General features: G+C 54.5%; 22 protein-coding genes. 9 read left to right on the top strand and 13 right to left on the bottom strand.

The window, feature by feature from the left end; genetic code table 11:
* The first annotated feature begins 164 nt into the window (after window positions 1-164).
* On the top strand, window positions 165-449 hold the full coding sequence (locus tag AC2FC2_RS17315) for a YdgH/BhsA/McbA-like domain containing protein (protein ID WP_209639174.1): 285 nt from the start codon (window positions 165-167) through the stop codon (window positions 447-449).
* Between the two features lie 44 nt (window positions 450-493).
* Here the strand turns inward: AC2FC2_RS17315 and AC2FC2_RS17310 are convergent, their stop codons facing one another.
* The 5 genes from AC2FC2_RS17310 to greB form a co-directional block, all read right to left on the bottom strand.
* On the bottom strand, window positions 494-733 hold the full coding sequence (locus AC2FC2_RS17310) for a FeoC-like transcriptional regulator (protein WP_490659619.1): 240 nt from the start codon (window positions 731-733) through the stop codon (window positions 494-496).
* Complete coding sequence (gene feoB, locus AC2FC2_RS17305; RefSeq protein WP_209639170.1) at window positions 733-3,048, bottom strand: Fe(2+) transporter permease subunit FeoB; 2,316 nt, start codon at window positions 3,046-3,048, stop codon at window positions 733-735. The genes AC2FC2_RS17310 and feoB overlap by 1 nt, the downstream gene beginning before the upstream one ends.
* Before the next feature lie 71 nt (window positions 3,049-3,119).
* Entirely contained in the window at window positions 3,120-3,344 is a 225-nt protein-coding gene (gene feoA / locus AC2FC2_RS17300; RefSeq protein WP_209639167.1) for a ferrous iron transporter A, read from the bottom strand.
* A gap of 648 nt (window positions 3,345-3,992) precedes the next feature.
* Window positions 3,993-6,323, bottom strand: coding sequence for a Tex family protein (locus AC2FC2_RS17295; protein ID WP_209639165.1), 2,331 nt, complete (start codon window positions 6,321-6,323; stop codon window positions 3,993-3,995).
* A gap of 157 nt (window positions 6,324-6,480) precedes the next feature.
* Entirely contained in the window at window positions 6,481-6,954 is a 474-nt protein-coding gene (gene greB / locus AC2FC2_RS17290) for a transcription elongation factor GreB (RefSeq protein WP_209639163.1), read from the bottom strand.
* Window positions 6,955-7,370: 416 nt separating this feature from the next.
* Here greB and ompR point away from each other — a divergent pair, with 416 nt between their 5' ends.
* On the top strand, window positions 7,371-8,090 hold the full coding sequence (gene ompR / locus AC2FC2_RS17285) for an osmolarity response regulator transcription factor OmpR (RefSeq protein WP_004709363.1): 720 nt from the start codon (window positions 7,371-7,373) through the stop codon (window positions 8,088-8,090).
* The gene (gene envZ / locus AC2FC2_RS17280; RefSeq protein ID WP_490659618.1) at window positions 8,087-9,457 is read left to right on the top strand and encodes a two-component system sensor histidine kinase EnvZ; all 1,371 of its coding nucleotides are present in this window, start codon (window positions 8,087-8,089) and stop codon (window positions 9,455-9,457) included. The genes ompR and envZ overlap by 4 nt, the downstream gene beginning before the upstream one ends.
* Window positions 9,458-9,480: 23 nt before the next feature.
* Here envZ and AC2FC2_RS17275 read toward each other — a convergent pair whose 3' ends face one another.
* The 7 genes from AC2FC2_RS17275 to AC2FC2_RS17245 all read right to left on the bottom strand — a co-directional run bounded on the left by AC2FC2_RS17275 (window position 9,481) and on the right by AC2FC2_RS17245 (window position 16,361).
* Entirely contained in the window at window positions 9,481-9,960 is a 480-nt protein-coding gene (locus tag AC2FC2_RS17275; protein WP_209639159.1) for a type II toxin-antitoxin system VapC family toxin, read from the bottom strand.
* Window positions 9,957-10,214 carry a FitA-like ribbon-helix-helix domain-containing protein gene (locus tag AC2FC2_RS17270; RefSeq protein WP_490659617.1) on the bottom strand — a complete coding sequence of 86 codons (258 nt, stop codon included), beginning with the start codon at window positions 10,212-10,214 and terminating at the stop codon, window positions 9,957-9,959. Before AC2FC2_RS17270 ends, AC2FC2_RS17275 begins: the two co-directional genes overlap by 4 nt.
* 117 nt (window positions 10,215-10,331) lie before the next feature.
* Complete coding sequence (gene pckA / locus AC2FC2_RS17265) at window positions 10,332-11,951, bottom strand: phosphoenolpyruvate carboxykinase (ATP) (RefSeq protein ID WP_490659616.1); 1,620 nt, start codon at window positions 11,949-11,951, stop codon at window positions 10,332-10,334.
* A gap of 196 nt (window positions 11,952-12,147) precedes the next feature.
* Window positions 12,148-13,026: an Hsp33 family molecular chaperone HslO gene (gene hslO, locus AC2FC2_RS17260; RefSeq protein ID WP_209639153.1), complete on the bottom strand. Its 879-nt coding sequence runs from the start codon at window positions 13,024-13,026 to the stop codon at window positions 12,148-12,150.
* Window positions 13,027-13,051: 25 nt separating this feature from the next.
* The gene (gene hslR / locus AC2FC2_RS17255; RefSeq protein ID WP_209639151.1) at window positions 13,052-13,459 is read right to left on the bottom strand and encodes a ribosome-associated heat shock protein Hsp15; all 408 of its coding nucleotides are present in this window, start codon (window positions 13,457-13,459) and stop codon (window positions 13,052-13,054) included.
* Window positions 13,460-14,137: a GMP/IMP nucleotidase gene (gene yrfG / locus AC2FC2_RS17250; protein WP_209639149.1), complete on the bottom strand. Its 678-nt coding sequence runs from the start codon at window positions 14,135-14,137 to the stop codon at window positions 13,460-13,462.
* A 91-nt stretch (window positions 14,138-14,228) separates the two neighbouring features.
* Entirely contained in the window at window positions 14,229-16,361 is a 2,133-nt protein-coding gene (locus AC2FC2_RS17245; RefSeq protein WP_404760835.1) for an intracellular growth attenuator family protein, read from the bottom strand.
* A gap of 465 nt (window positions 16,362-16,826) precedes the next feature.
* Here AC2FC2_RS17245 and nudE point away from each other — a divergent pair, with 465 nt between their 5' ends.
* A complete protein-coding gene (nudE, locus tag AC2FC2_RS17240; protein ID WP_209639145.1) occupies window positions 16,827-17,381 on the top strand; it encodes an ADP compounds hydrolase NudE in 555 nt (184 codons plus the stop codon).
* Window positions 17,382-17,431: 50 nt separating this feature from the next.
* On the opposite strand, the gene mrcA is transcribed toward nudE, so the two are convergent.
* A complete protein-coding gene (mrcA, locus tag AC2FC2_RS17235; protein ID WP_209639144.1) occupies window positions 17,432-19,990 on the bottom strand; it encodes a peptidoglycan glycosyltransferase/peptidoglycan DD-transpeptidase MrcA in 2,559 nt (852 codons plus the stop codon).
* A gap of 122 nt (window positions 19,991-20,112) precedes the next feature.
* Here mrcA and pilM point away from each other — a divergent pair, with 122 nt between their 5' ends.
* The 5 genes from pilM to hofQ are packed head-to-tail and all read left to right on the top strand — an operon-like array spanning window position 20,113 to window position 23,601.
* A complete protein-coding gene (gene pilM / locus AC2FC2_RS17230; RefSeq protein ID WP_490659615.1) occupies window positions 20,113-20,949 on the top strand; it encodes a type IV pilus biogenesis protein PilM in 837 nt (278 codons plus the stop codon).
* Complete coding sequence (locus tag AC2FC2_RS17225; protein WP_490659614.1) at window positions 20,949-21,488, top strand: PilN domain-containing protein; 540 nt, start codon at window positions 20,949-20,951, stop codon at window positions 21,486-21,488. Before pilM ends, AC2FC2_RS17225 begins: the two co-directional genes overlap by 1 nt.
* Window positions 21,481-22,002 carry a hypothetical protein gene (locus tag AC2FC2_RS17220; RefSeq protein WP_490659613.1) on the top strand — a complete coding sequence of 174 codons (522 nt, stop codon included), beginning with the start codon at window positions 21,481-21,483 and terminating at the stop codon, window positions 22,000-22,002. The genes AC2FC2_RS17225 and AC2FC2_RS17220 overlap by 8 nt, the downstream gene beginning before the upstream one ends.
* Window positions 21,995-22,363: a hypothetical protein gene (locus AC2FC2_RS17215; RefSeq protein WP_490659612.1), complete on the top strand. Its 369-nt coding sequence runs from the start codon at window positions 21,995-21,997 to the stop codon at window positions 22,361-22,363. Before AC2FC2_RS17220 ends, AC2FC2_RS17215 begins: the two co-directional genes overlap by 8 nt.
* On the top strand, window positions 22,360-23,601 hold the full coding sequence (gene hofQ / locus AC2FC2_RS17210) for a DNA uptake porin HofQ (RefSeq protein ID WP_490659611.1): 1,242 nt from the start codon (window positions 22,360-22,362) through the stop codon (window positions 23,599-23,601). Before AC2FC2_RS17215 ends, hofQ begins: the two co-directional genes overlap by 4 nt.
* Window positions 23,602-23,860 lie beyond the last annotated feature (259 nt).

The following is a 23,860-nucleotide window of genomic DNA, read 5'->3' as shown; positions in this document are numbered from 1 at the left end:
AAAAAAACGCTCACGGTTTTTTCATTTTGACGTTTCGTCTCTGGGAAAACGGCTCTCGTCAGGGAAAGCAACGAGGTCTGAAGATGTCGCGGCAGCCGGTGTTATTACGCATTTACTCTGGACGGCTTTCATAATAAATAAATTATCCATTGAGAGGTATTGTAATGAAATCTTTGAAAATGATTATTGCCGCGTTGGTTGTGGGTTCAGTGTCCTTCAGCACCCTGGCAGCAACCATGCTGACCAAGGAAGATCTGGACAAGAACCCAGGTAAATACGAGAAAGTGGGTACCGTAACCACCACCGCCCAAACCACGTCGCCGATGGATGCGAAAGAGGAATTGTCCAAACTGGCCGATGAAAAAGGTGGGCAATATTACGTTATTCTGGCAGGTCGTGAGCACGGCAAGTTCAGCGCTATCGCTGACGTGTACAAAGACAAGAAATAACGATTGATTAAGAAGGGGCGCGCCTTTGTGCTGCGCCCCAATCTTCACTTCTTCAGACGATACACCACCGTACTGCACCCCTGGCCTTCCGGGCAGCTTTTGCAACTAACGCTTAGGCAGGCGCTGTTATCTTGCTCAATACGCTCCACTTTACCCATCGCCATTAACCGTTCCAGCATGGCCTGCACCAGCGGCAATGGGGTTGCCAACTGACGGCTGAGCTGCAGCGCCTGCACGCTGCCATGCAGCGCCAAGGCATCGCGGATCTGCAACAGGCTTGCCATCAGTGACAGTCACCCTTGCTGCCCTGGCAACAGGCCGCTGGGGTAGCATTGCCCAGACGCACGGTGACCCGGCTGCGAGCGCGACGCAGGCCAAACAAGATCAACAGATTGAACAGCACCACAATGGTGATTGCCGTCAGGCTGTACTGCGGGTGCTGGGCAAAAGTGGCGGTTTGATAAAATAGCGTGGCCAACGAGTAGGCGATATTCAGCCCCCAGAGAATGGAGAACGTCATCCAACCGCGGCTGGACTCACGGGCGATGGCTCCCATCACCGAGACGCAAGGTACGTACAGCAGCACAAAAATCAGGTAACTGTAGGCGGAAACCCCGGAACCGAATTTGCTGCTCATCACCCCCATTGAACCGACGTCCATTTCCCCGTCACCCTTACTCGCCTCAATCGGGTTGGACAGTACGCTCAGGCTGAACGTGTCTTTCAGACCCTGCCAGGTGGTTTCCACCGCACCGCCCAGTTCGTCCAACAGGTTAAAGTTAGCGGCATCAAACTCGGTATTATTGATGCGCTCGGCGGTGTACAGGGTGTTCAATGTGCCGACCACAACTTCTTTTGCCATAGCACCGGTCACCAGACCGACGGTGGCCTGCCAGTTATCGTTATGTACGCCCATTGGCTGCAGCAGCGGTGTCAGCACCTTGGATACCGACGCCAACGCGGAATCATTGATGTCATCTACCGGCTTGCCGCTGAACGAAAAGCTGTTCAAGCCGCCAATGAAGATACTGGCAATCACGATCACTTTACCTGCGCGCAGCACGAAGCCTTTCAGGCGTTGCCAGGTCTGCAATAGCAGGCTCTTCAAGTGTGGGACATGGTAAACCGGCAGTTCCATGACGAAGGGAGACGCTTCCCCACGCATGATGGTGTATTTGAGCACCAATCCGGTAAGGATCGCGACCACAATGCCGAGCATGTACAGTGAGAACACCACGCCTGCGCCGTCCTGACCAAAGAAGGCGGCAGCAAACACGGCGAAGATCGCCAATCGGGCACCGCAGGACATGAACGGGGCCATCATGATGGTAATTAAACGCTCCCGCTGCGCATCCAACGTACGGGCACCCATGATGGATGGCACGTTGCAGCCGAAGCCGACAATCAGGGGCACGAAAGATTTGCCCGGCAGCCCGAGCGCTTGCATCAAGCGGTCCATCACGAATGCCGCCCGTGCCATATAGCCGGAATCCTCGAGGAAAGACAGGAACAGGTACATCATGCCGATTTGCGGCACCAGTGGCAGCACGGTGTTGATACCGCCGCCGACGCCCTGAGCCAGGAAAATGGTCAGCCATTCAGGGAAATGCAGGGTGTAACCCAGCCATTGAATGCCCTGGATAAAGATCGCTGCCGAGCCGATATCGAAAATCGGCTGCAGGGCGCCGCCGAGGTTAATCGCCAGCAGGAACATCAAATACATCACCAGCAGGAAGATAGGCACGCCCAGCCAGCGATTCAGGATCACCTTGTCCAATGCTTCGGTCAGGCGGTTTGGCATGGCGTGTTGTGAGTTGCTGACCGCGTCACACAGGGAGGCAATCGACTGATAACGCGCATCGGCTATTACCAGTGCCGGGTCTTCCTGATGTTGCTGTTGGAGCGCCTGCCGAGCGGCCGGCAGCAGTGCAGCCGCAGGACCGGCTAAGGTATGACTGTAGATATCGCCTTCCAGCATTTGCAGGGCCAACCAACGGCGTTGCTCGTTTGGAAGGGTTTGCGGCATGGCATCGGTCAGCGTTGCCACTTCTTTTAGCAGGAGCTGCGGGTAGTTCACCAGCGCTTTTAATTCGTTGAACTGATGATTGTCGATCATTTGCTTGAGCACACCAATGCCGTCGGCTTTGGTGGACACCAGCGGTACCACTGGGCAGCCAAGGCGGGCAGACAGCGCAGCGATATCAATCTCAATCTTTTGGCTTCGGGCGATATCCAACATATTCAGCGCGACAATGCAGGGAATACCCAGTTCCAACAGTTGCAGCGTCAGGTACAGGTTACGCTCCAGGTTGGACGCATCGACCACGTTGATCAGCAAATCGGCGTCGCCACTGAGAATGTAGTGGCAGGCGATTTGCTCATCGAGTGAGGTTTGTTCCGAGATGGTGGTCAGAGAGTAGGTACCGGGAAGATCAACCAGTTTGACCTGTGACTGTGGTGTAGTGAACAGGCCCTCTTTACGCTCTACCGTCACGCCTGCCCAGTTACCGACCCGCTGGCGCGCCCCGGTAAGCTGGTTGAACAGCGTAGTCTTACCGGAGTTGGGGTTGCCTATTAAGCCAATAGTGAGTTTTTTCATAATTTAGCGTGATATCAGTCAATGGAAATGGGGCCAGGCGATGCGCATGGCCAAGGCAAAATGGTTCAGGATCAGGATTGGCCGTCGAGCAGAATCAAGGCCAGATCCTTTCTACGCAGCACCAGGCTGACGCGGCGAGTTTTGATTTCTATCGGGTCGCCCAATGGCGCGACGCGGACGACCTCAAATGACGACCCCGGTAGCATGCCGAGTGAGAGAAGTTTCTGGCGATAAGCGGGGCCAATGTCAGTAGCGAAGCCGGCAATCTTATATGACCGTTTAGGCAGAAGATGCATATAACCTTCTCTGAGCCCTTGTTATTGGGCTGGTGATGATAAAAGAACGTTCTAAAGGAAATGCCGCAGTAACCACACAGGGTTACCGACGTTTTCAATCCATGAGGCTATGCAGTGAACACGCAAAATAATAATAGTGAGAATAATTATCGTATTCAATACAAAAAATAGGGGTATTGGTAACCAAAGGTTGTAGCGATCACATTTAGCGCTCAGGGTTGCCTGGCAGGACTCTTTTATCACCCGGTTTCGTGGGGTGCAAATGCGAATGGCGAGTTAAATCAGTTACGTAATTGCAGCGTTTTTTTCTACTTTGAAAAAATTAGCGACAGATTCGGCAGCTTTGATCCGACAGCGTCAAAATCCGTATTTATTTGGCAACATTTCTCGGGCTGAATACGAGCAGTAACCATTTGTGTTTAGCAGGGAAATACTGAAATGAGAACGCGGTGTTAATAACGATGTTAACAAATGGCTATTCACCCCTCTTTTATGGCGTAATGCACCCGAATATTATTTCCGCCGGGAAGATCAAAAAAATTGCAGCTTTATTGAGGCGGGTCAAAAAAGGCTGGGGGATATTTTTGCGGGAAAGGGCGGAGTTAACTCCGCCCTTGGTACCTTTGGTCGTTCAAATTTGCGGCGTCTTTAGCCTTTTTTGCCAAATGCTGCCGCCAGTGCATCACCCATTGCGCTGTTGCCCGCAGGTGTGTTGCCGCCACGCGGCTTGGCCTTATTAGCCGGTGCACGGGTTGCATTGTCTTTGGCCGGTGCGGTATTGCCGCCCCGGCGCGGAGACCCTTCGCCCGGTTGCTCATCCAGACGCATGCTCAGCGCGATACGTTTGCGCTGCAGGTCAACGTCCATCACCTTCACTTTAACGATGTCGCCGGCTTTCACCACGGTATGTGGATCTTCGACAAACTTGTCCGCCAGTGAGGAGATGTGCACCAGGCCATCCTGGTGAACGCCAATATCGACAAAGGCACCGAAGTTGGTGACGTTAGTGACCGAACCTTCCAGAATCATCCCCGGCTGTAGGTCATTGAGGGTTTCAACGCCGTCGGCAAAGGTCGCCGTTTTGAATTCAGGACGCGGGTCGCGGCCCGGCTTCTCCAGCTCTTTCAGGATGTCGGTTACCGTCGGCACACCGAACTTCTCGTCGGTGAAGTCGCCGGCTTTCAGGTTACGTACGGCAGCCGGGTTGCCCATCAGATCTTGAAGCGCTTGCTGGGTGGCGGCCAGAATGCGTTCGACCACGGGGTAGGTTTCCGGGTGAACCGTTGAGGCATCCAGCGGGTTATCGCCGTGGTTGATGCGCAGGAAGCCAGCGCACTGCTCAAAGGCTTTTGGCCCCAGGCGGCTGACCTTTAACAGTTGTTCACGGTTACTGAAGCGGCCGTTCTCATCACGCCAGGTAACGATGTTTTGCGCCATCATGCGTGTCAGGCCAGCCACACGGGTCAGCAGCGGCACGGAGGCAGTATTCAGATCGACACCGACGGCGTTTACACAGTCTTCAACAACGGAGTCCAGCTTTTTCGCCAATTGGCTTTGGCTGACATCGTGTTGATACTGGCCGACACCGATGGATTTCGGGTCGATTTTTACCAGTTCGGCGAGGGGATCTTGCAGACGGCGGGCGATGGAGACGGCACCACGCAGCGAAACGTCAAGGTTAGGGAATTCCAGCGCCGCCAGCTCGGAAGCGGAGTACACCGAAGCGCCAGCTTCACTGACGATCACCTTTTGTGCTTTGACCTCGCTGAACTGCTGTTGCAAGTCAAGGTAGAAACGCTCGGTCTCGCGTGATGCGGTGCCGTTACCGATAGCAACCAGCTCCACTTTATGTTTGATACACAATGCAGCGACGATCGCGGCGGCTTTAGCGGCCTGACCGGTGTGCGGGTAGACAGTGTCGGTGGCGACCAGCTTGCCGGTCGCATCCACGACAGCGACTTTTACGCCGGTACGCAAGCCGGGATCCAGCCCCATGGTGGCGCGCATGCCGGCAGGTGCCGCCATCAGCAGATCATGCATGTTACGGGCGAAGACGTTGATCGCTTCGTCTTCCGCACGTTCGCGCACCGTACTCATCAGTTCGGTTTCCAGATGCAGCAGCACCTTGATGCGCCAGGTCCAGTTGATCACCGCTTTACGCCAGGCATCCGCCGGGGCGTTATTCAGGCGCAGATCGAGGTGGCTGATGATGATTTGCTCCGCCTGGCTTTCGCGCGGGGCTTCTTCAAACTGGGGATCGGCATTCAGTGCCAGTTGCAGTACACCTTCGTTGCGGCCACGGAACATCGCCAGCGCACGGTGTGACGGCACCTGAGAAATAGGTTCGTGGTGATCGAAGTAGTCGCGGAACTTGGCGCCAGCCTCTTCCTTGCCTTCCACCACTTTGGAGACCAGATGTGCGTGTTTCCACAAGTAGTTACGCACCTTGGCCAACAATGCAGCATCTTCGGCAAAGCGTTCCATCAGGATATAACGCGCGCCGTCGAGGGCGGCTTTCACGTCTGCAACGCCTTTGTCTGCGTCAACGTAGCCTTCGGCCAGTTGTTCTGGTTGCTGCTGAGGGTCCTGCCACAATGTGTCCGCTAAAGGCTCCAGACCGGCCTCTATCGCGATCTGACCGCGGGTGCGGCGCTTGGGCTTGTAGGGCAGGTAAAGGTCTTCCAGTTCGGTTTTGCTTTGCGTGGCGGTGATCGCCCCCGCCAGCTGTTCGGTCAGTTTGCCCTGCTCGTCGATCGATTTAAGGATGGTCTGACGGCGGTCTTCCAGTTCACGCAGATAACCCAGGCGGGTTTCCAGCTGGCGCAGTTGGGTATCGTCCAAACCCCCGGTGACTTCCTTACGATAGCGTGCAATAAAAGGCACGGTATTACCTTCATCCAGCAGACGGATGGCGGAGTCAACTTGCTCCGGCCGGGCCTGCAGTTCTGTTGCAATAATGCGGCTCAGTGGGTCATTCATAAGTCTGGTATCTGTTGAGAACGGTGAGTAAACAGGGGGACAGTTATACGGATTGATCGGGGAAAATGCCAGTGGAGCAGGCCGCCTCTCGGCAGTCATGACGCGCAAAGCGGCCTGTACTGCGGCGGTGGGCGACCGCTCGGATAAAACTGAAATCTTATTTAACGTACTCAATCTCGTTCACATACCACAATGCATCACCCACAGGGGTGTTGACGGTGGCAGCGTCACCCACTTCTTTTTTCAATAAGGCGCGGGCCATGGGTGAGTCGATGGAGATGTAATCGCGGCGACCAAAAATCTCGTCATAGCCGACGATGCGAAAGCGTTTAATTTCACCGCCCTCGTTTTCCACTTCAACCCAGGCGCCAAAGAACACTTTGCCTTCTTGTTGCGGTGAGTAATCGACAATCTTCAATTGCTCGAGGCATTTGGTCAGGTAACGCACCCGGCGGTCGATTTCCCGCAGCCGTTTCTTGTTGTACTGATAATCGGCGTTTTCACTTCTGTCGCCGAGGCTGGCTGCCCAGGTCACTTTCTTGGTGACTTCGGGCCGTTCTTCGCGCCAGAGGAAATCCAGTTCCTGTTTTAGCTTGTCATAACCTTCACGGGTTATCAGCTGCGTTCTCATCGTTTTTCCGCCTTCATGAGCATATCAAAGGGAAGGGAGTCATTGCGTTGGCAGAGTGTCGCACAAACTCACGCCGGGCTGTAGGCTGCCGTTGCATAAAGAAATGTGAGTTCAACCATCCGCAGTGCGCAAAATTGCTGGCGCTCGCGTTTCTTATCGCGCTGGCTGAGTTACACTGCGAATCAAATACCGGGCGTGCCCGTTGGGCGAAGAGACAGCGATCATAAATTTAACCAATGAGCATCGGGATTTTGGCGAACCTTCGCGGGCATTTTGATGAAAATTGTTGATAAATGGGCAAAAGAATAAGCTTTGTAACAATTTCGTCTAGAATATATACCATTAAACGCTGTCCGAAATGACAGGGTTTTTTAACAATATTCACGTCAGGCAATAAAGCCTTTGGGAGTAATACAATGCAAGAGAATCATAAGATTCTGGTCGTCGATGATGACATGCGCCTGCGTGCGCTTTTAGAGCGTTATTTAACCGAGCAGGGTTTTCAGGTTCGCAGCGTCGCCAACGCTGAGCAAATGGATCGCTTGCTGACACGTGAATCCTTCCACCTGATGGTGTTGGACCTGATGCTGCCTGGCGAAGATGGGCTTTCCATCTGCCGTCGTTTGCGCAGCCAAAGCAACCCTATGCCGATCATTATGGTGACCGCCAAAGGTGAAGAAGTCGACCGTATCGTTGGCCTGGAAATTGGTGCCGACGATTACATTCCAAAACCGTTCAACCCGCGTGAACTTCTGGCCCGTATCCGTGCGGTTTTACGCCGTCAGGCCAATGAACTGCCGGGCGCCCCTTCACAAGAAGAGGCGGTGATAGCCTTTGGCAAATTCAAACTGAACCTGGGTACTCGCGAAATGTTCCGCGAAGACGAGCCGATGCCGTTGACCAGCGGTGAGTTTGCCGTGCTCAAAGCGCTGGTAAGCCATCCGCGTGAGCCGCTTTCACGCGATAAGCTGATGAACCTGGCTCGTGGTCGTGAATACAGTGCAATGGAACGCTCCATCGACGTGCAGATTTCTCGTCTGCGTCGCATGGTTGAGGAAGATCCCGCGCATCCACGTTATATCCAGACCGTTTGGGGTCTTGGCTACGTCTTCGTCCCGGACGGCAGCAAGGCATGAGGCGATTGCGCTTTTCACCGCGTAGCTCGTTTGCCCGAACCCTGCTCTTGATCGTCACCTTGCTGTTCGTCAGCTTGGTGACGACCTATCTGGTGGTGCTAAACTTTGCCATCTTGCCCAGTCTGCAGCAGTTCAACAAGGTATTGGCCTACGAAGTTCGTATGCTGATGACTGACCGGCTGCAACTGGAGGATGGCACCTTGCTGGAAGTGCCACCGGCATTCCGCCGCGAAATCTATCGTGAACTGGGAATTTCTCTCTACACCAACTCGGCGGCGGAGGAGAGCGGTCTGCGCTGGGCGCAGCACTATCAATTCCTCAGTCAGCAAATGGCACAGCAACTGGGTGGGCCGACCGACGTTCGTGTGGAAGTGAACAAGAACTCGCCGGTCGTGTGGCTGAAGACGTGGTTGCAGCCGGATATTTGGGTTCGTGTCCCGTTAACTGAAATTCACCAGGGCGATTTCTCGCCGCTGTTCCGTTATACCCTGGCGATCATGCTGCTGGCGATAGGTGGCGCTTGGCTGTTTATACGCATTCAGAACCGTCCTCTGGTTGAACTTGAGCACGCCGCTTTGCAGGTCGGCAAAGGCATTATTCCCCCGCCGTTACGTGAGTATGGCGCATCCGAAGTGCGTTCGGTCACGCGGGCTTTTAATCAGATGGCGTCGGGCGTCAAGCAGCTGGCGGATGACCGTACGCTGTTGATGGCGGGGGTCAGCCACGATCTGCGCACACCGCTGACGCGCATTCGTCTGGCTACCGAGATGATGAGCGCCGAAGACGGTTATCTGGCGGAGTCGATCAATAAAGACATTGAAGAGTGTAATGCCATCATTGAGCAGTTTATTGATTACCTGCGCACCGGCCAGGAAATGCAAACGGAGCTCTGCGATCTGAATAGCATTCTGGGCGAAGTGGTCGCGGCCGAGAGTGGTTATGAGCGGGTTATCGAAACGGCCATGGCACCAGGTGAACTGATGATGAATGTGCATCCGCTGTCGATCAAGCGCGCGGCAGTCAACATGGTGGTGAATGCGGCACGTTACGGCAACGGTTGGATCAAAGTCAGCAGCGGTCGTGAATTGCAACGCGGTTGGTTCCAGGTGGAAGACGACGGCCCAGGCATTAAACCTGAAGAGTTGAAACATCTGCTGCAACCCTTTGTCCGCGGTGACAGCGCGCGCAGTACCAGTGGCACCGGTCTGGGCTTGGCTATCGTTCAGCGCATTATAGATGGGCACCATGGCGCGTTGGAAATAGGCACCAGCGAACGTGGCGGGCTGTTGATCAGGGCGTATATTCCGTTACCGATGGAGAGAAAAGAGTCGTCTAACGGGCATCAGGCAGCAAAAGACAACGCCTAATCCCTGACAGTGTAGCTGCCCTGTCAGGGTTTTCTGCTCATGACGTAGTATTCCGCCGCATCTTCATGCAGACGACGGTCTGTACTTGCCTGCCAAGGGTCGATTAATTCAATTCCGCAATGGATAAAGTCTTTGGTATTACGCGTGGCCAGGGCGGCACCGTAATGCAGGCAGGTCGCGGCAATTTGAGTATTCACCCTGCTCATTAACCGGCCCTCACGCTGATTTTTACCCATAAGTTCCGCATATTGCAGTGCGCAGAGTGTATCAAAGGGCAGAGTTTGCTCGTCAAATCTTATCTGTACCGCCTCCGCCAGCTTATGTTTGAGTATGCGCTGCCGTTTCCCATCGGGCATACAGGCAACGCCACCGAATAACTCGGCGAGAACTATCGCGCTCAGATAAAGTTCATCGTTGTCTTTTTCATTCAGCCATGTGAGGACGTTGTAGTGTGGGTTGGGGCGCAACGTTTCTGCAATCACATGGGTATCGAGAATAATCATACCTGGTCGTCGTCAAAGGTGGCCGTGCGGGGTGGCGTTTCATCATGCGGCGGGATCTCCAGCTCAACACCGCCCAACTCGGCAAAGTGTTGATGCATCCAGGTGCCCAAACCATAGCGCGGTGGTTGTTTCACTAAGGCCTGTTTCAGAATAATTCGTGCTTCCTCTTCCATGGAATGGCCGTTTTTCGCTGCCGAGATCCGCAGTAACTCCTTTACTTCGTCGTCCAGATTTCTAACGGTTATGGTCGCCATTGAACCCCCTTTGCTATCAATGATTGCACTGCATTATTACCACTTTGGCCTGGCTAAAAACAACCATCAAAAAAAAGGCGTGGTATCCACGCCTTAGCTGAAGCTATAAAGAAGGTATTACAGTTTTGGACCGGCGCTGACCAGGGCTGCGCCCGCTGGGGTGTCGGTGTATTTGTCAAAGTTGGTGACAAAACGCTCGGCCAGATCCTGTGCTTTCTCTTGCCATTGCTCAATGCTGGCGTAAGTGGCGCGTGGGTCCAGGATATCCGGGTTAACGCCTGGCAGTGAGGTTGGCATCGCCAGGTCGAAAATAGGCAGAGTAATGGTTTCTGCCTTATCGATTTCACCGCTGAGGATCGCGTCGATAATGCCGCGAGTATCCTTAATGGAGATGCGTTTGCCGGTGCCGTTCCAACCGGTATTGACCAGGTAAGCCTGAGCGCCGGCCGCTTGCATGCGTTTCACCAGCACTTCAGCGTACTGCGTTGGGTGCAGCGACAAGAAGGCTGCGCCGAAGCAGGCGGAGAAGGTTGGGGTAGGCTCGGTTACACCACGCTCGGTACCGGCCAGTTTGGCGGTAAAGCCAGACAGGAAGTGGTACTGAGTCTGGTTAGCTGTCAGGCGAGATACCGGCGGCAATACGCCGAAAGCATCCGCGGTCAGGAAGATCACCTTGGTGGCATGACCCGCTTTGGAAACCGGCTTCACAATATTCTGGATGTGATAGATCGGGTAGGAAACACGGGTGTTCTCGGTTTTCGACCCGTCGTTGAAGTCTATTGTGCCGTCAGCCAGAACGACGACATTTTCCAGCAGCGCATCGCGTTTGATGGCGTGATAGATATCCGGCTCCGCTTCTTCAGACAGCTTGATGGTTTTTGCGTAGCAGCCGCCTTCAAAGTTAAACACGCCGTCGTCATCCCAGCCGTGTTCGTCATCGCCAATCAGTTGGCGTTTTGGATCGGTGGACAGGGTGGTTTTACCGGTGCCGGACAGGCCGAAGAATACGGCCACGTCACCTTTCTCGCCCACGTTGGCCGAGCAGTGCATGGAGGCGATGCCTTTCAGCGGCAACAGGTAGTTCATGATAGAGAACATACCTTTTTTCATTTCGCCGCCGTACCAGGTGCCGCCAATCAGTTGCATGCGTTCGGTCAGGTTGAAGGCGACAAAGTTTTCCGAGTTCAGGCCCTGTTGCTGCCAGTTCGGGTTAGTGCATTTGGCGCCGTTCATGACAACGAAGTCTGGCTCGAAATCCTGCAGTTCTTCGTCGGTCGGGCGGATGAACATGTTTTTAACGAAGTGCGCCTGCCAGGCTACCTCGGTAATAAAGCGGACTTTCAGACGGGAGTCGGCATTGGCGCCGCAGAAGGTATCCATTACAAACAGGCGTTTGCCGGAGAGTTGCGTGGTGACCAGTTGTTTCAGGTTTGCCCAGGTTTCCGGGCTAAGGGGTTTGTTGTCGTTTTTACCTTTACCCTGATCGGCCCACCAGACGGTGTCGCGGGTGATGTCGTCACGGACGATGTACTTATCTTTCGGGGAACGGCCGGTAAAAATACCGGTGTCGACGGATACAGCACCCAGCTTGGTTACGACCCCACGCTCAAAACCTTCCAGAGATGGGTCTGTTTCTTCCTTGAACAGCAAGTCATAACTCGGGTTGTGAACGATTTCGCCAACGTTATGAATCCCATAAGCGGCCAGATCCTGAGGGGTTATACCTTTAACACGCATGTCACTACTCCTTGGTCACAGAATTTCTGGCGCCAATTGTAGGGATTCAGCCGCGAGTAACCGCGATAGGTATCAAATAATTAACGTTTTAGTCGGTTTTTCGTTACGTTATGAGAGATAGCACACGGAAAAAAGCAAACGTGCAAACGGCGTGAGCAGGCGGGCGCTGGGTGCGCCCGCCGATATGAGGTGCTACTTAGTGCAACTGGTCGCTTTCGCCGGTGTTACCGGTGTATAAAGCAGCCACATCCATGGCATCGAAGACATAGTGATTGCCGCAATAATCGCAGTGCATATCAATGTTGCCATCTTGCTCCAGCATTTGAGCCACTTCTTCCGCTGGCAGCGTGATTAATGCATCGGCGCAGCGTTGACGTGAACAGGTACAACGGAAGATCACGTCTTGCGGTTCATACAAGGTGACTTCTTCCTGATGGTACAAGCGATACAGCACTTCGTTGGCGGGCAGGCCGAACAGCTCTTCGCTTTTCACCGTGTTGGTCAGTTGCACCAGATGATCGAAATCATCGGCATTGCCGTCCTGCGCTGGCAACACTTGCAGCAGCATGCCGCCTGCGGCCGGTTGACCTTCGGATTCACCGGTACGGATGAACAGACGGGTTGGCAGCTGTTCTGACTGACGGAAGTAGGCTTCGAGGCATTCAGCCAGTGTTTCACCTTCCAGTGCCACCACGCCCTGATAGCGTTCACCCTCGGTTGGTGCGATGGTGATGACCATGACGCCATTGCCGATCATCTGGTGCAGCGTGCTGTCATCGGCGACTTCGCTTTGTACGCGAGCTACACCGCGCATTTCCTGGCGGTTGTTGCCGTTAATCACCGCCAGTTTCAGCGGGCCGTCGCCTTGCAATTGCACGGTGATGTCGCCGTCGAACTTCAAGGTGGCGGTTAGCAGGCTGGTGGCTACCAGCAGTTCACCCAGCAGTTTTTTTACCGGAGCCGGGTAGTCATGGTTGTTCAGAACCTGCTGATAGGTTTCGCTGACGGTAACCAGCTCACCGCGCACCGCGTAGTTTTCAAACAGGTAACGGTGCAATTGGTCATGGTTAGACATAGTTTTCTCTCATTGCGGTGAGGGTTTATTCCTGCTCACCAAATTTAAATTTAATCAGGTCACGCCGCTCTTTCTTGTCTGGACGTCTGTCCGGATGCGGCATGGTCAGCGCATTCATCTTGCGTGCGAGCGCCACTTTTTCTCGGTTGGCGATGCTGGTCTCAGTTTCCTGATACATTTGCTGCGCCTCGTCGGCGCCACGCCGTTGGCTGTTTAACGCCAGTACAATCACCGTGCGTTCTTCATTACCTTGACGCAATTTGATCTCGGCGTTGAGCTCAACAAGCTTGCTCGGCTTTCCGCGCTGTCCGTTGTAGTGCACCTTGCCGCCATCGATCATGTCCCGCGCCAGCGCACGGGTCTTGTAGAAACGTGCCGCCCAAAGCCATTTGTCCAGCCGGACGCTGTCCTCACGTGTTTCTTTATCTTTCATTCACTCCCCCTTGGCCAGCGCCGGAATCAATAGGCGGTAATCGCGCATTGACGGGTAATGCTGGAAGGTTTTCTCCGCCATGCTGGAGTCCGGGTTTTGTACGCCCAGGCAGTAGCGAATGCCGAAGGTGCGGGCCGCATCCAAAATGGGTTCACCGTCGTCGACAAACAGCGTGCGCTGAGGATCGAAACCGGTGTGCTGCTGTACTGCCTGCCACAAACGCTGATCTTCTTTCGGATAACCAAATGTGTGGGTAGAAAGTAATAAATCAAGGTGTCGATCTAAACCGGTATGCTCAATTTTTACCGCCAGGCTGTGTGGATGGGCGTTGGTCAACAAAATAGTCTGATGACCTGCCGCACGTAATGCCTGTAAAAACGGTTCGGTATCTTCACGCAGACGGGCGCGGCTGCCCACTTCACTGGTCATGCGGTAAATATCAAGATCCAGCCGCTCACTCCAGTAGTCGAAGCAGTACCAGTTCATGGTGTGCTGCACCGCCAGATATTCCTGATGGATAATGCTACGCGCTTCTTCAAAGGGAATCGCGCGCTGCTCGCTCAGGGCTTGTGGCACCAGACTGAGCCAAAAGTGGCTGTCGAACTCCAGATCGAGCAAAGTACCGTCCATATCCAGCAGTACGGTATCAATCTCTGACCAGTCAAATTTGGGAACCATGAAAACTCCATAGGCGAACCGCCTGCGGTCCGCAGGATCAGTGGATAGCCTAACATAAGCAGATGACAGAGCGCAGACCGACGAATGTGGTTTAGGGCATTGGCCTTAATGACATCGGGGAGAGCTGCGGGTTAAAGCAGCTTTCGTAGTAGCGCTGGATATCGGTGATTCTGTGTTGATTGCTGCGGCGACGTTCTATGAGTCGCCAGGTGTTGTAACCCAGAATGACGGCGACCGCGAGCAGTAGCAGACTGGTGCCGAGAAAACGCCAGAGCGTGATAATATCCGGCTCGCTGTGCAGCGCAATGTGGCGCGTGCCGTTGGCATCTACGCTGATATTGGTGATGATGCCCTGCGCTTCAAACGGCGTGTGCAGCAGCATGCTGGACAGGCGCTGCAGCTCATTCCATTGGTCAAGTGCATTGTACTCGTTTAGCGGCACGGTCGGTTGCGGGTGATTCACCAACTGCTTACCTTCGTCGCTGCTGATCAAAAAACCGCCGGGTGGTGGGCTGTTGAGTGCAGCAGCAGCCTGTCGCGTTTCGTTGTACACAAACGACGAGGCGGCAACTTTGGCCAGGCTTTCCAGGGATTCGGCACTTACCGGCCGCAGCAGCACGTTAACGCCTTGCAGCGCACCCGATTTGGCGCGTTTGACCAGCGTGGCCCAGTTTTTAACGTTGCCCAGATTCACCAGTGCGTTCTTCAGCCGGACGCAGTCATTGTCCGTTTGGCACAGATCCTGCGTTTTCAGCACAATATCGGAAAAGTCATCCAGCAGGATCATGCCGGATTTTTCAATGGCGCTGGCCAACTGTGGATTGAGCTTTTGTTCTGTGCCGTCAGGGTGTAACTGGGCATTGACCGTTGCCAGCAGTGCCGAGGCCTTGTCGATGACTTCCGACTCTGGCTGCGGCAATGGTGCGGCATTGTTCCAGTAAATACCTGAACAGTCGAAAGGCATAAAGTTGGCGTCACGCGCACCATTGACCAGCGGCGGCACATAACACATACCGTTGCCTTGGGCTTTCAGGGTATCCCCGATCCGCAACGTCGCACCTTCCAGTGCTTGTACGGTGTTCACTTCAATTTTCTGCGCGCCCTGTAACCAAGCCATGCTTAGCTTGAGCGGCAGGCTCAGTGGGATATAGGTCAACAACAGTACCAGAACCAAGAGCGAACTGGCCATCAACACTGCGTTTCTTCCCCACTGCTGAAGCGGGAAGTTTTTGACCTCATCATGCAGCGAAAGGAACCGCCCCTGGCGCAGCACCTGGCGGTTAAGATAGATGTCTACGTCAGTCGTTTTACCCAAGTCCTGGGTGATGTAAGGCTGCCAGTGCGGCGGGTAAATCAGATCGATAATGCCGAGCGAGATGTTGCTGATCTGCCCCTGGTTGGATTCACCAAACAATCCCCAGCGCTTGGGCGTGCCCCGTAGGCAGTGTACTTCTTTCAGCTCGCGTGCAGATGGCCGGCGGAACAGATTCCAACAGCCCCAGGCGATCATCAGCACGGCGACGATAATCATCCAGGGGATGACCACGACCGGGCTAATCAGGCTGAAGAACAGCAGTAGCAGGGCCGCTGAAATGATCGCGGCTTCTTTGATGCCGTTCGGACGATTTAGCGCATGCTCTTCCTGGGTTTCCTTGCGGATATTGACCAGCTCGACGTGCTCGCTTTCTTCCTTGCGGATCGATGCGTTTTGGCTCGGCGCCGCCTTCACCACCGGCGGCTGTGGCCGATCGTGAATATGATCTTTCAGTGAATGGCCATTGAGCGAGATCACCAGCGGCAGCGTTTGGGTTTTAATCACTTCGACATGGTTATCGGCGCTGATGTACTGTTCCCAAAACGGGGGGAGATGCACCTCTTCAGCGTCCAGATAATAGCGCCACTTATTGGGTTCATCGCTGGCCAAGCCGTAGCGGGTAATCGCGTGGGTAATGGGGTAGACGTTGTCGCTTTGCGGCGTTAACGCCAGTTTGGCGGACGGCAACGCTGTGCTGCCGGGCAACAGCTTGTTGCTCGGCTTATTTTGCCGGCCGAGATAGTGCTCAACAGCGGCGCGTTCTTCGCCGGTCAGCTTACGGTGAGTAGGTTTGATAAAGGGCAGGGCGCGCGTCAGCAGCGGCTGATTGCGAGCTTTAAACCAAAGATACAGGCCGGCAGCAATCAGGCAGGCAAGCACTAAGGCCAATATCAACGCTATTGTGCTCATGCTATCCCCATTCTGTACCCGTGAACCTCACCAACCTGATGAATCGTGGCGCATTATACGCAGTCAAATGACCAAGAGACACCCTGAACAGTCGTGGGAGAACAGATTCTCCACCGGGATCTCATTTCTTCATAAAACGCTTGGTTTTATGGTTGTGTCTTACCTGCGTGATGATAGCAACCTGGTTGCCCTATCGATATCGGCATTATCTTATTTAATGCCCTGTTTTTTGCTTAAAGAAGATAGAAAGTTGGTGGGTGCTGGCTACGCTTGTTAAAAAAAAGTAAATTACTGCTTGTGCTCGTTGCAGCAAAGGTTCTCATTAACGCACAATGTGATCAAGATCGGATTTGGTCAGCGTTTAAGCGTATATGAAGTGCGCGTCACACCAGTCATTATTCTGGTTATCCGTCTCATCACGCCCGGTGCTGTGGCGTACCGCCGGATAACTCATTTGAGGCAATCATGGATAAACACCTGCAAAAACCTAAAATTCTGAAAGTGGAAACGGTCGCACGTTCGCGTTTATTTAACGTTGAGTCGGTCGATCTGGAATTCAGTAACGGTGTGCGGCGGGTGTACGAGCGGATGCGGCCTTCAGAACGTGAGGCGGTGATGATTGTGCCGGTGATCGGTGACGATTTACTGCTGATCCGCGAATATGCAGTGGGCACCGAATCTTACGAGCTGGGTTTCCCCAAAGGGTTGATTGATCCCGGTGAAGGTGTGCTGGAAGCGGCCAACCGTGAGCTGATGGAAGAAGTGGGTTTTGGTGCAAAAAACTTTGATTTTCTGAGTAAATTGACCATGGCGCCGTCGTACTTTTCCAGCAAAATGAACATCGTTTTGGCACAGGACCTCTATCCGCAAAGCCTGGAAGGGGATGAGCCTGAGCCATTGCCGCAGGTGCGTTGGCCCATCGCTGACATGATGGCGCTGCTGGCGGAGCCTGATTTCCGCGAGGCACGCAATGTTTGTGCGCTGTTCCTTACCGAGGCATTTCTACGCGGCTCACGTTAAGTGCCGATAGCCAAATAAAAAAAGGGCCAGATTTCTCTGGCCCTTTTTTGTTAGAACAACTCGTGACTCTCGCCGCCGGGGTCCGTCAGCGTTGTGCCGGTATCCCGTGATGGATAGTCTGTCGGCTGAGTCCCCTCGATAAAGTACTCGGAGCGACTGCCGCCACCGCCGCCTGAAAGCTTACCGCTGCTCTTGTCGATGGTTACGCTGATGATGCCCGGTGGTGGGGTGACCTTCTGCTCTGGGATACCTTCCAGTGCGATTTTCATAAAGTCATCCCATGCCGGTTGTGCACTCTTGGCACCGCCTTCACCACCAGATATTTGATCCGGGATCGCGCCGGAAGCCGTTGAACGACCCAAATCACGCCGATGGTCATCGAAGCCAATCCATACTGATGTCACGGTGTCCGGGCCATAGCCGGAGAACCAGGCATCTTTTGAGCTGTTGGTGGTACCGGTTTTACCGCCGATATCATGGCGTTTCAGGTCTCGACCCGCACGCCAGGCGGTGCCCATCCAGCCCGGTTCGCCGAAGATGTTGCTGTTCAGCGCATCGTGCATCAGGAATGCCAGCGGCGTGCTGATAACGTGTGGCGCATATTGCTGATCGCCGTCCTGCTGCACCTGCGCTGGGGTCACTTGCTCCAATTGCGGCATTGGCACGTTGCCATTGTTGCCTTCCTGCGACGTCGCGACATTTTCAATGTTGTCTTCGGAAAGCACGGCTGAGCGATGAGTATCACCATAAATTACCGGCAAATTACAGCTGCTGCAGACAATTCGCGGTTTGGTTTCGAACACGGTGTTGCCGTTATCATCTTCAATCTTGGTGATGAAGTACGGATCCACCAGGTAACCGCCGTTGGCCAATACTGCGTAACCGCGCACCAGCTGCATTGGGGTGAATGAAGCAGAGCCCAAAGCCAGCGATTCGGTATGCACGATGTTCTGAGCCGGGAAGCCGAAGCGCTGCAGATATTCTGCTGCATAGTCGACACCCATCGCCCGCATCGCACGTACCATGACCACGTTCTTCGACTGCCCCAGCCCCTGACGCAGACGAATCGGACCATCGTAGGTTGGTGGGGAGTTCTTCGGACGCCAGTCGGTACCCGCACCGGGATCCCAACGGGTGATCGGCAGGTCATTCAGGATAGTTGCCAGCGTCAGGCCCTTATCCATTGCGGCGGTGTACAGGAAGGGTTTGATATTGGAACCGACCTGGCGCAGCGCCTGAGTCACACGGTTAAATTTGCTCTGGTTGAAGTCAAACCCACCGACCAGTGCTTTTACTGCACCGTCATTCGGGTTGATTGAGACCAGCGCTGAGTTGACGTCCGGCACTTGTGACAGCCACCAGTTTTCGCCAACCTTCCGCACCCAAACCTGCTGGCCGGCTTGCACCACATCGGTGACGCGTTTCGGCGTCGGGCCTTGTTGAGTATCGGACTTGTAGGGTCTGGCCCAGCGCATGGTAGACATCGGCAAGGCGATATTACTGCCGTCTGCCATCATTGCCGTCGCCTCTTCGGCGCTGGTTGCTGTGATCACAGCAGGTGATAGCGGGCCGTAGTTAGGCAGATTTTTCAGTGAATCGACGATCTGTTTTTGATCCCATGCCGCTTCACCGACTTTCCACAGCACGTTGGATGGGCCGCGGTAGCCGTGGCGCATGTCATACGCCAGCACGTTATTACGTACAGACTCTTGCGCCGCCAACTGCAGTTTCTTGGTGATGGTGGTGTAGACCTTGTAGCCGTCGGTATAGGCGTTGTCGCCATAACGTTTGATCATCTCCTGGCGTACCATCTCGGAGAGATAAGGTGCGGAGAAGCTGATTTCCGGCGCATGGTAATTGGCCACTAATTCTTCACTGCGTGCCTGATCGAACTGCGCCTGGGTGATGTAGTGCTCATCCAGCATGCGCGACAACACCACGTTGCGGCGCGCGACCGCGCGATCGTGTGAATAAAGCGGGTTGAAGGTTGATGGGGCTTTCGGCAGACCGGCGATCGTCGCCATTTCGCTTAAGCTGAGTTGGCTGACGTCTTTACCGAAGTAAACCTGAGCCGCAGCCCCTACGCCATAGGCGCGATACCCCAGATAGATTTTATTCAGATACAGCTCAAGAATTTCGTCTTTGGTCAGCATTTGTTCAATGCGAATGGCCAGGAAGGCTTCCTTGATCTTGCGCATCAGGGTGCGTTCCGGGCTTAAGAAGAAGTTTCTCGCCAACTGTTGGGTAATGGTACTCGCCCCCTGTGACGCATGGCCGGAGACCAGCGCAATAGAGGCTGCACGGAAGATACCGACGGGGTCGACGCCGTGATGCTCATAGAAACGGCTGTCTTCGGTGGCGATAAACGCATGCACCATGACCGGCGGAATTTGGTCCAGTTTTAGCGGAATACGGCGTTTTTCACCGTATTGGGCGATCAGTTCGCCATCGGCGCTGTAAACCTGCATCGGTATTTGCAGCCGCACATCTTTCAGCGTTGCAACGTCAGGCAACTGTGGCTCGACATATTTGTACAAGCCAAAGATCGAGGCTGCCCCCAACACGATGCAACACACTGCAAGGATTAGTAAATACTTTACGAACTTCACCTGAGATTTCCCATTTTCATGTCATTTGGGCAGTTTATAAACAACCGCGCGGTAGTATAAAGGCAAGCCTGCAACATGGATATGTTCTTTTATCATCTGACGATATGGAGGTCGGGCGAAATATGTTCACTCAAGCATGGCAGGTGGGGCTGGATATACAAAGCCACTGCGTTCGCGCGCTGGCGGCCCAGCGCCGCCGGCATGGCTGGCAACTGCGTCACTGGTGGCAACAAACGTTGCCACAACCGGTGCTGCGTGAAGGTTGTCTGGTGCAGACCGATGCATTAATTCAAGCACTGCGACAATGGCGAGTTCAGTTACCAAGACATATTTCCTTACGCATTGCTCTGCCCGCACAACGGGTTTTACAGCATAGCTTGCCGTTGCCGGATGCCAGGCTAAAAGAACCCGCACGTGGCGACTACATCACCAGTCAGGGGCTCAAACAGTTCCCACTGGATAGCCAAACACTGGCGCTGGACTACCGCTGTTCACCCTCAGATCCCACCACGCTGCTGCTTACCGCGGCACGTCAACAGGAATTGCAACAATGGCTGCATTGCCTGCAGCAAGCCAATTTACAGCCACAGGTGGTGGATATCACACCTTGCGCGCTGCGCATTATGGCGGCAGCGGCAGGGCTACCGGCCAATGCCGGTCTGTTGCATCGCCTCGACCAAGAATGGCTGTGGGCCACCCCGCAACGTGCCGCCTATGGCCTTGTGTCGGCGGAGGAGACGGACGGCGTGCGCCAGGCTCTGGCGGCAATGCATGCTGCCAGCCCATCATGCGGTGAGCATCAGATTTACTATAGCAGCGTAATAGATGAGCAACCGCCGTCAGGGTGCGTGCCGTGGTCGCCGTTCAGTGCTTTTAGCCAGCTCCGACCCCCGTTACCCCGCTTGCCGGCGGCATTCGTCTTGGCGGGCGGTCTGGCGCTGCGTGGAGGAGATAGCTGATGTATCAAGTGAATTTTTTGCCCTGGCGCATACAGGTTCAGCGTCGGCGCGGTGCCTTTTGGCTGCGCGTGTTTGCGCTGCAATGGGCGCTCATGCTGGTTGTGTTGACGGTGATTATGGGTCTGCTACGTCAGCAACAGGTGCAGCGGCATGAGGCACTGTTGGTGTTGGTCCGCCAGCAAGCGGAGCTGACCGATCGTCATCAGCGCTTGCAACAGGCGATGGCGCGCCTGTCCCGTTTAACCGCGCTGGCGGAACAGCACGATACTAACCTGGCATATAACCGACGTTATCTGCGGTTGTTACAGCAATTCTCAACGCTGTTGCCCTCATCGATGTGGCTTATTGCATTTGAGAGCAATGCGCAAGGCATCAGTCTGCGGGGGCTCAGCCGCCGTTATGAGGCGGTGGTTAAGTTTGAGCAGCAATTGGCAACAGTGCCGTTATTGCAGAGTTACCGTCTGGCAGAAGTGGCGCGGCGCCAGGATGGCCTATTTTCATTTGCGTTGGTCGCGCAATGGAGCCGCCGGGATGACTAAACCACTGCCGCGTTGGATGGCGAGATGGTCGAGCCTGCCGCGGGGCTCGCTGCTGGCGATACAGGGTCTGGTGCTGAGTGGACTGGCACTGTTGTTTGTCCTGCTGCTGCAGGGGGAATGGCAGCAGTTGGAACAGACCGCGATAGAGCATCGGCGGCTCACACAACGCATTGAATTGTTGTCGGAACAGGTGGCTCGTATGCCAACGCTTGAAGCGGTGAACCAAAATCTTCAACAGATCATACAGCGACCGACCCCCCAGGGGGATTTGATGGCGGTTTTGCAACCCGTCGGTGCGGAGCTGCAACGCTGGCACCAGCAAGAGGGTTCGTCGCAGCGAATGCTGAGGCTGCATCTCAATTACGACAGGTTATTAATACTGTTGGAGAACTTACCTGCCCAACTGCGCCTTGCTGAAATGTCCGTTGAAGCGCAGGCGGGGTGGCTCACCACGCATTTTACTTTTCAGGACGCGGCGTTGGCAGAGGCTACGGCGTTGAATATCAATGAATAAACGCTGTGTGGTCTGGTTGTTGTTACTGCCGCTGGGGTTAATGGCGCAGCAGCGGGATCCCTTTAGCCCATTGCCTTTGTCAGGCTGCGTGTCAGCGGCCGAGTCACCGGCGAGTTGGCAATTGAAGGGGACCATCGGGCTGGGGGCATTGCGCCATGCCTGGGTTATCACCCCCAGCGGGCAATGGTTGCGGTTGGCGCCTCATCAAACCTTGCTGGCTGGGCGTTGGCAGATGGATAAGGTGCAGGCAAAACGATTAACCCTAAAACGGGAAGAGGTCGAGGTAGATGCTGAGTGCCCGACTACTGAGAATACGGTGGTGTTGGTGCTGGGAACCCCTCATAAGGAAGAAAAAAAATGAAAGGATGCCGTTGGGTGGGAGTGTTGTTATGGGGGGCGGCCATTACGGGGGCCGCACAGGATCAAGGCCCTATCTCGTTGGCGTTTCAGGATGCGCCGGTTACCGTCGTGTTACAGGCGTTGGCAGATTACCGGCAACTGAATGTGGTTACTGCTGTGGGTGTGGAGGGCAATCTGACGGTGAGGCTGGATAACGTGCCCTGGCAGCAAGCATTGGCCGTGATCCTGCGTATGGGGAAGCTGTCGATGACCCAGGAGGGCAATGTCATGATGGTGCACCCAGAACCCAATGAGCAGGAGAAGCAGCGACAACAACAAGCCTTGGCACAAAAACAGCCACTGCACAGCGTGACTCTGCCGTTGAGCCATGCTGATGCCACTGAGGTTGCCGCAAGCCTCAACGCCCAGGACCGTATGTTACTGAGTGAGCGTGGTAGCGTGGTGGCGGACAAGCGCACCAATGTGGTGTTGGTTCGCGATACTGCGTCGGCTGTGGCGCTGTTAACGCAGCGCATTGCGGAAATGGATGCACCGTTGGCACAGGTACAGCTAGCGGCGCATGTCGTCACCATCAATAGCGAGAGTTTGCGTGAGCTTGGCGTGCGCTGGGGCCTGGCACCGGATGAAAAACCGGCGACATCCTGGCGGATGAACGGCTTTAATGTCAATTTGCCGCTGGAACGTAGTGCACTCAGCGCCGGTTTTCACCTGGCTCGGATCGGTGGACGTCTGTTGGATTTGGAACTGATGGCACTGGAGCAGGAAAATCGGGTGGAAATCATCGCCAGCCCGCGTTTGCTGACGGCGAACTTGCAAACTGCCAGTATTAAACAAGGCACGGAAATCCCCTACGAGGTGAGCAGTGGCTCCACCGGGGCAACCTCGATGGAGTTCAAAGAGGCCGTTCTGGGCATGGAAGTCACGCCGAGAATTTTGCCCAACGGGCGAATCACCCTGACATTGCACATCAGCCAGAACATGCCCGGACGTTCAATCAGCCGTGCTGCAGGCGAGACACTGGCAATAGATAAACAGGAGATCAAAACCCAAGTGACGCTAAAAGACGGAGAAACCGTGGTTTTAGGCGGTATTTTTCAACGTCATAGTGCTCAGGGGGCGGACAAAGTGCCCGGTATGGGTGATGTACCACTGCTGGGATCCTTGTTTAAACAAAGCAGCAAACAGCATAAAAGGCGCGAGCTGGTGATATTTATTACTCCGACATTGATTAAGGCCTGAGCGGCAAGGTGCCCGGTTTGGTGAAAATCGCTTAAAGTTGATGAGCAGATGCACTTTTTTATCACCTTGGGGGCATCTGCGTTTGACGCTGCGGCCGATTTAGCTTACAAGGGTTACCGAATTGAGCACCGAGGTTTTTTTGTTAGCGCCAAGACGCCGTTAAAAACGTATGGTTTCCCTCCTGCGGCGTGGATTGCGATTTATTCGGTTGCCAAACTACCAAGAGTGTTGAGATAATTTTCCGTCTGATCTCGCACTA

The organism is Serratia sp. CoH_122_TC_1 (assembly GCF_058191755.1).
Note: the sequence above shows the minus strand (reverse complement) of the source record. Positions and strands in the feature narration are given on the sequence as shown.

Coding starts and splice junctions, on each gene's coding strand:
- AC2FC2_RS17315 (WP_209639174.1), top strand. CDS start 165: ATGAAATCTTTGAAAATGATTATTGCCGCGTTGGTTGTGGGTTCAGTG.
- AC2FC2_RS17310 (WP_490659619.1), bottom strand. CDS start 733: ATGGCAAGCCTGTTGCAGATCCGCGATGCCTTGGCGCTGCATGGCAGC.
- feoB (WP_209639170.1), bottom strand. CDS start 3,048: ATGAAAAAACTCACTATTGGCTTAATAGGCAACCCCAACTCCGGTAAG.
- feoA (WP_209639167.1), bottom strand. CDS start 3,344: ATGCATCTTCTGCCTAAACGGTCATATAAGATTGCCGGCTTCGCTACT.
- AC2FC2_RS17295 (WP_209639165.1), bottom strand. CDS start 6,323: ATGAATGACCCACTGAGCCGCATTATTGCAACAGAACTGCAGGCCCGG.
- greB (WP_209639163.1), bottom strand. CDS start 6,954: ATGAGAACGCAGCTGATAACCCGTGAAGGTTATGACAAGCTAAAACAG.
- ompR (WP_004709363.1), top strand. CDS start 7,371: ATGCAAGAGAATCATAAGATTCTGGTCGTCGATGATGACATGCGCCTG.
- envZ (WP_490659618.1), top strand. CDS start 8,087: ATGAGGCGATTGCGCTTTTCACCGCGTAGCTCGTTTGCCCGAACCCTG.
- AC2FC2_RS17275 (WP_209639159.1), bottom strand. CDS start 9,960: ATGATTATTCTCGATACCCATGTGATTGCAGAAACGTTGCGCCCCAAC.
- AC2FC2_RS17270 (WP_490659617.1), bottom strand. CDS start 10,214: ATGGCGACCATAACCGTTAGAAATCTGGACGACGAAGTAAAGGAGTTA.
- pckA (WP_490659616.1), bottom strand. CDS start 11,951: ATGCGTGTTAAAGGTATAACCCCTCAGGATCTGGCCGCTTATGGGATT.
- hslO (WP_209639153.1), bottom strand. CDS start 13,026: ATGTCTAACCATGACCAATTGCACCGTTACCTGTTTGAAAACTACGCG.
- hslR (WP_209639151.1), bottom strand. CDS start 13,459: ATGAAAGATAAAGAAACACGTGAGGACAGCGTCCGGCTGGACAAATGG.
- yrfG (WP_209639149.1), bottom strand. CDS start 14,137: ATGGTTCCCAAATTTGACTGGTCAGAGATTGATACCGTACTGCTGGAT.
- AC2FC2_RS17245 (WP_404760835.1), bottom strand. CDS start 16,361: ATGAGCACAATAGCGTTGATATTGGCCTTAGTGCTTGCCTGCCTGATT.
- nudE (WP_209639145.1), top strand. CDS start 16,827: ATGGATAAACACCTGCAAAAACCTAAAATTCTGAAAGTGGAAACGGTC.
- pilM (WP_490659615.1), top strand. CDS start 20,113: ATGTTCACTCAAGCATGGCAGGTGGGGCTGGATATACAAAGCCACTGC.
- AC2FC2_RS17225 (WP_490659614.1), top strand. CDS start 20,949: ATGTATCAAGTGAATTTTTTGCCCTGGCGCATACAGGTTCAGCGTCGG.
- AC2FC2_RS17220 (WP_490659613.1), top strand. CDS start 21,481: ATGACTAAACCACTGCCGCGTTGGATGGCGAGATGGTCGAGCCTGCCG.
- AC2FC2_RS17215 (WP_490659612.1), top strand. CDS start 21,995: ATGAATAAACGCTGTGTGGTCTGGTTGTTGTTACTGCCGCTGGGGTTA.
- hofQ (WP_490659611.1), top strand. CDS start 22,360: ATGAAAGGATGCCGTTGGGTGGGAGTGTTGTTATGGGGGGCGGCCATT.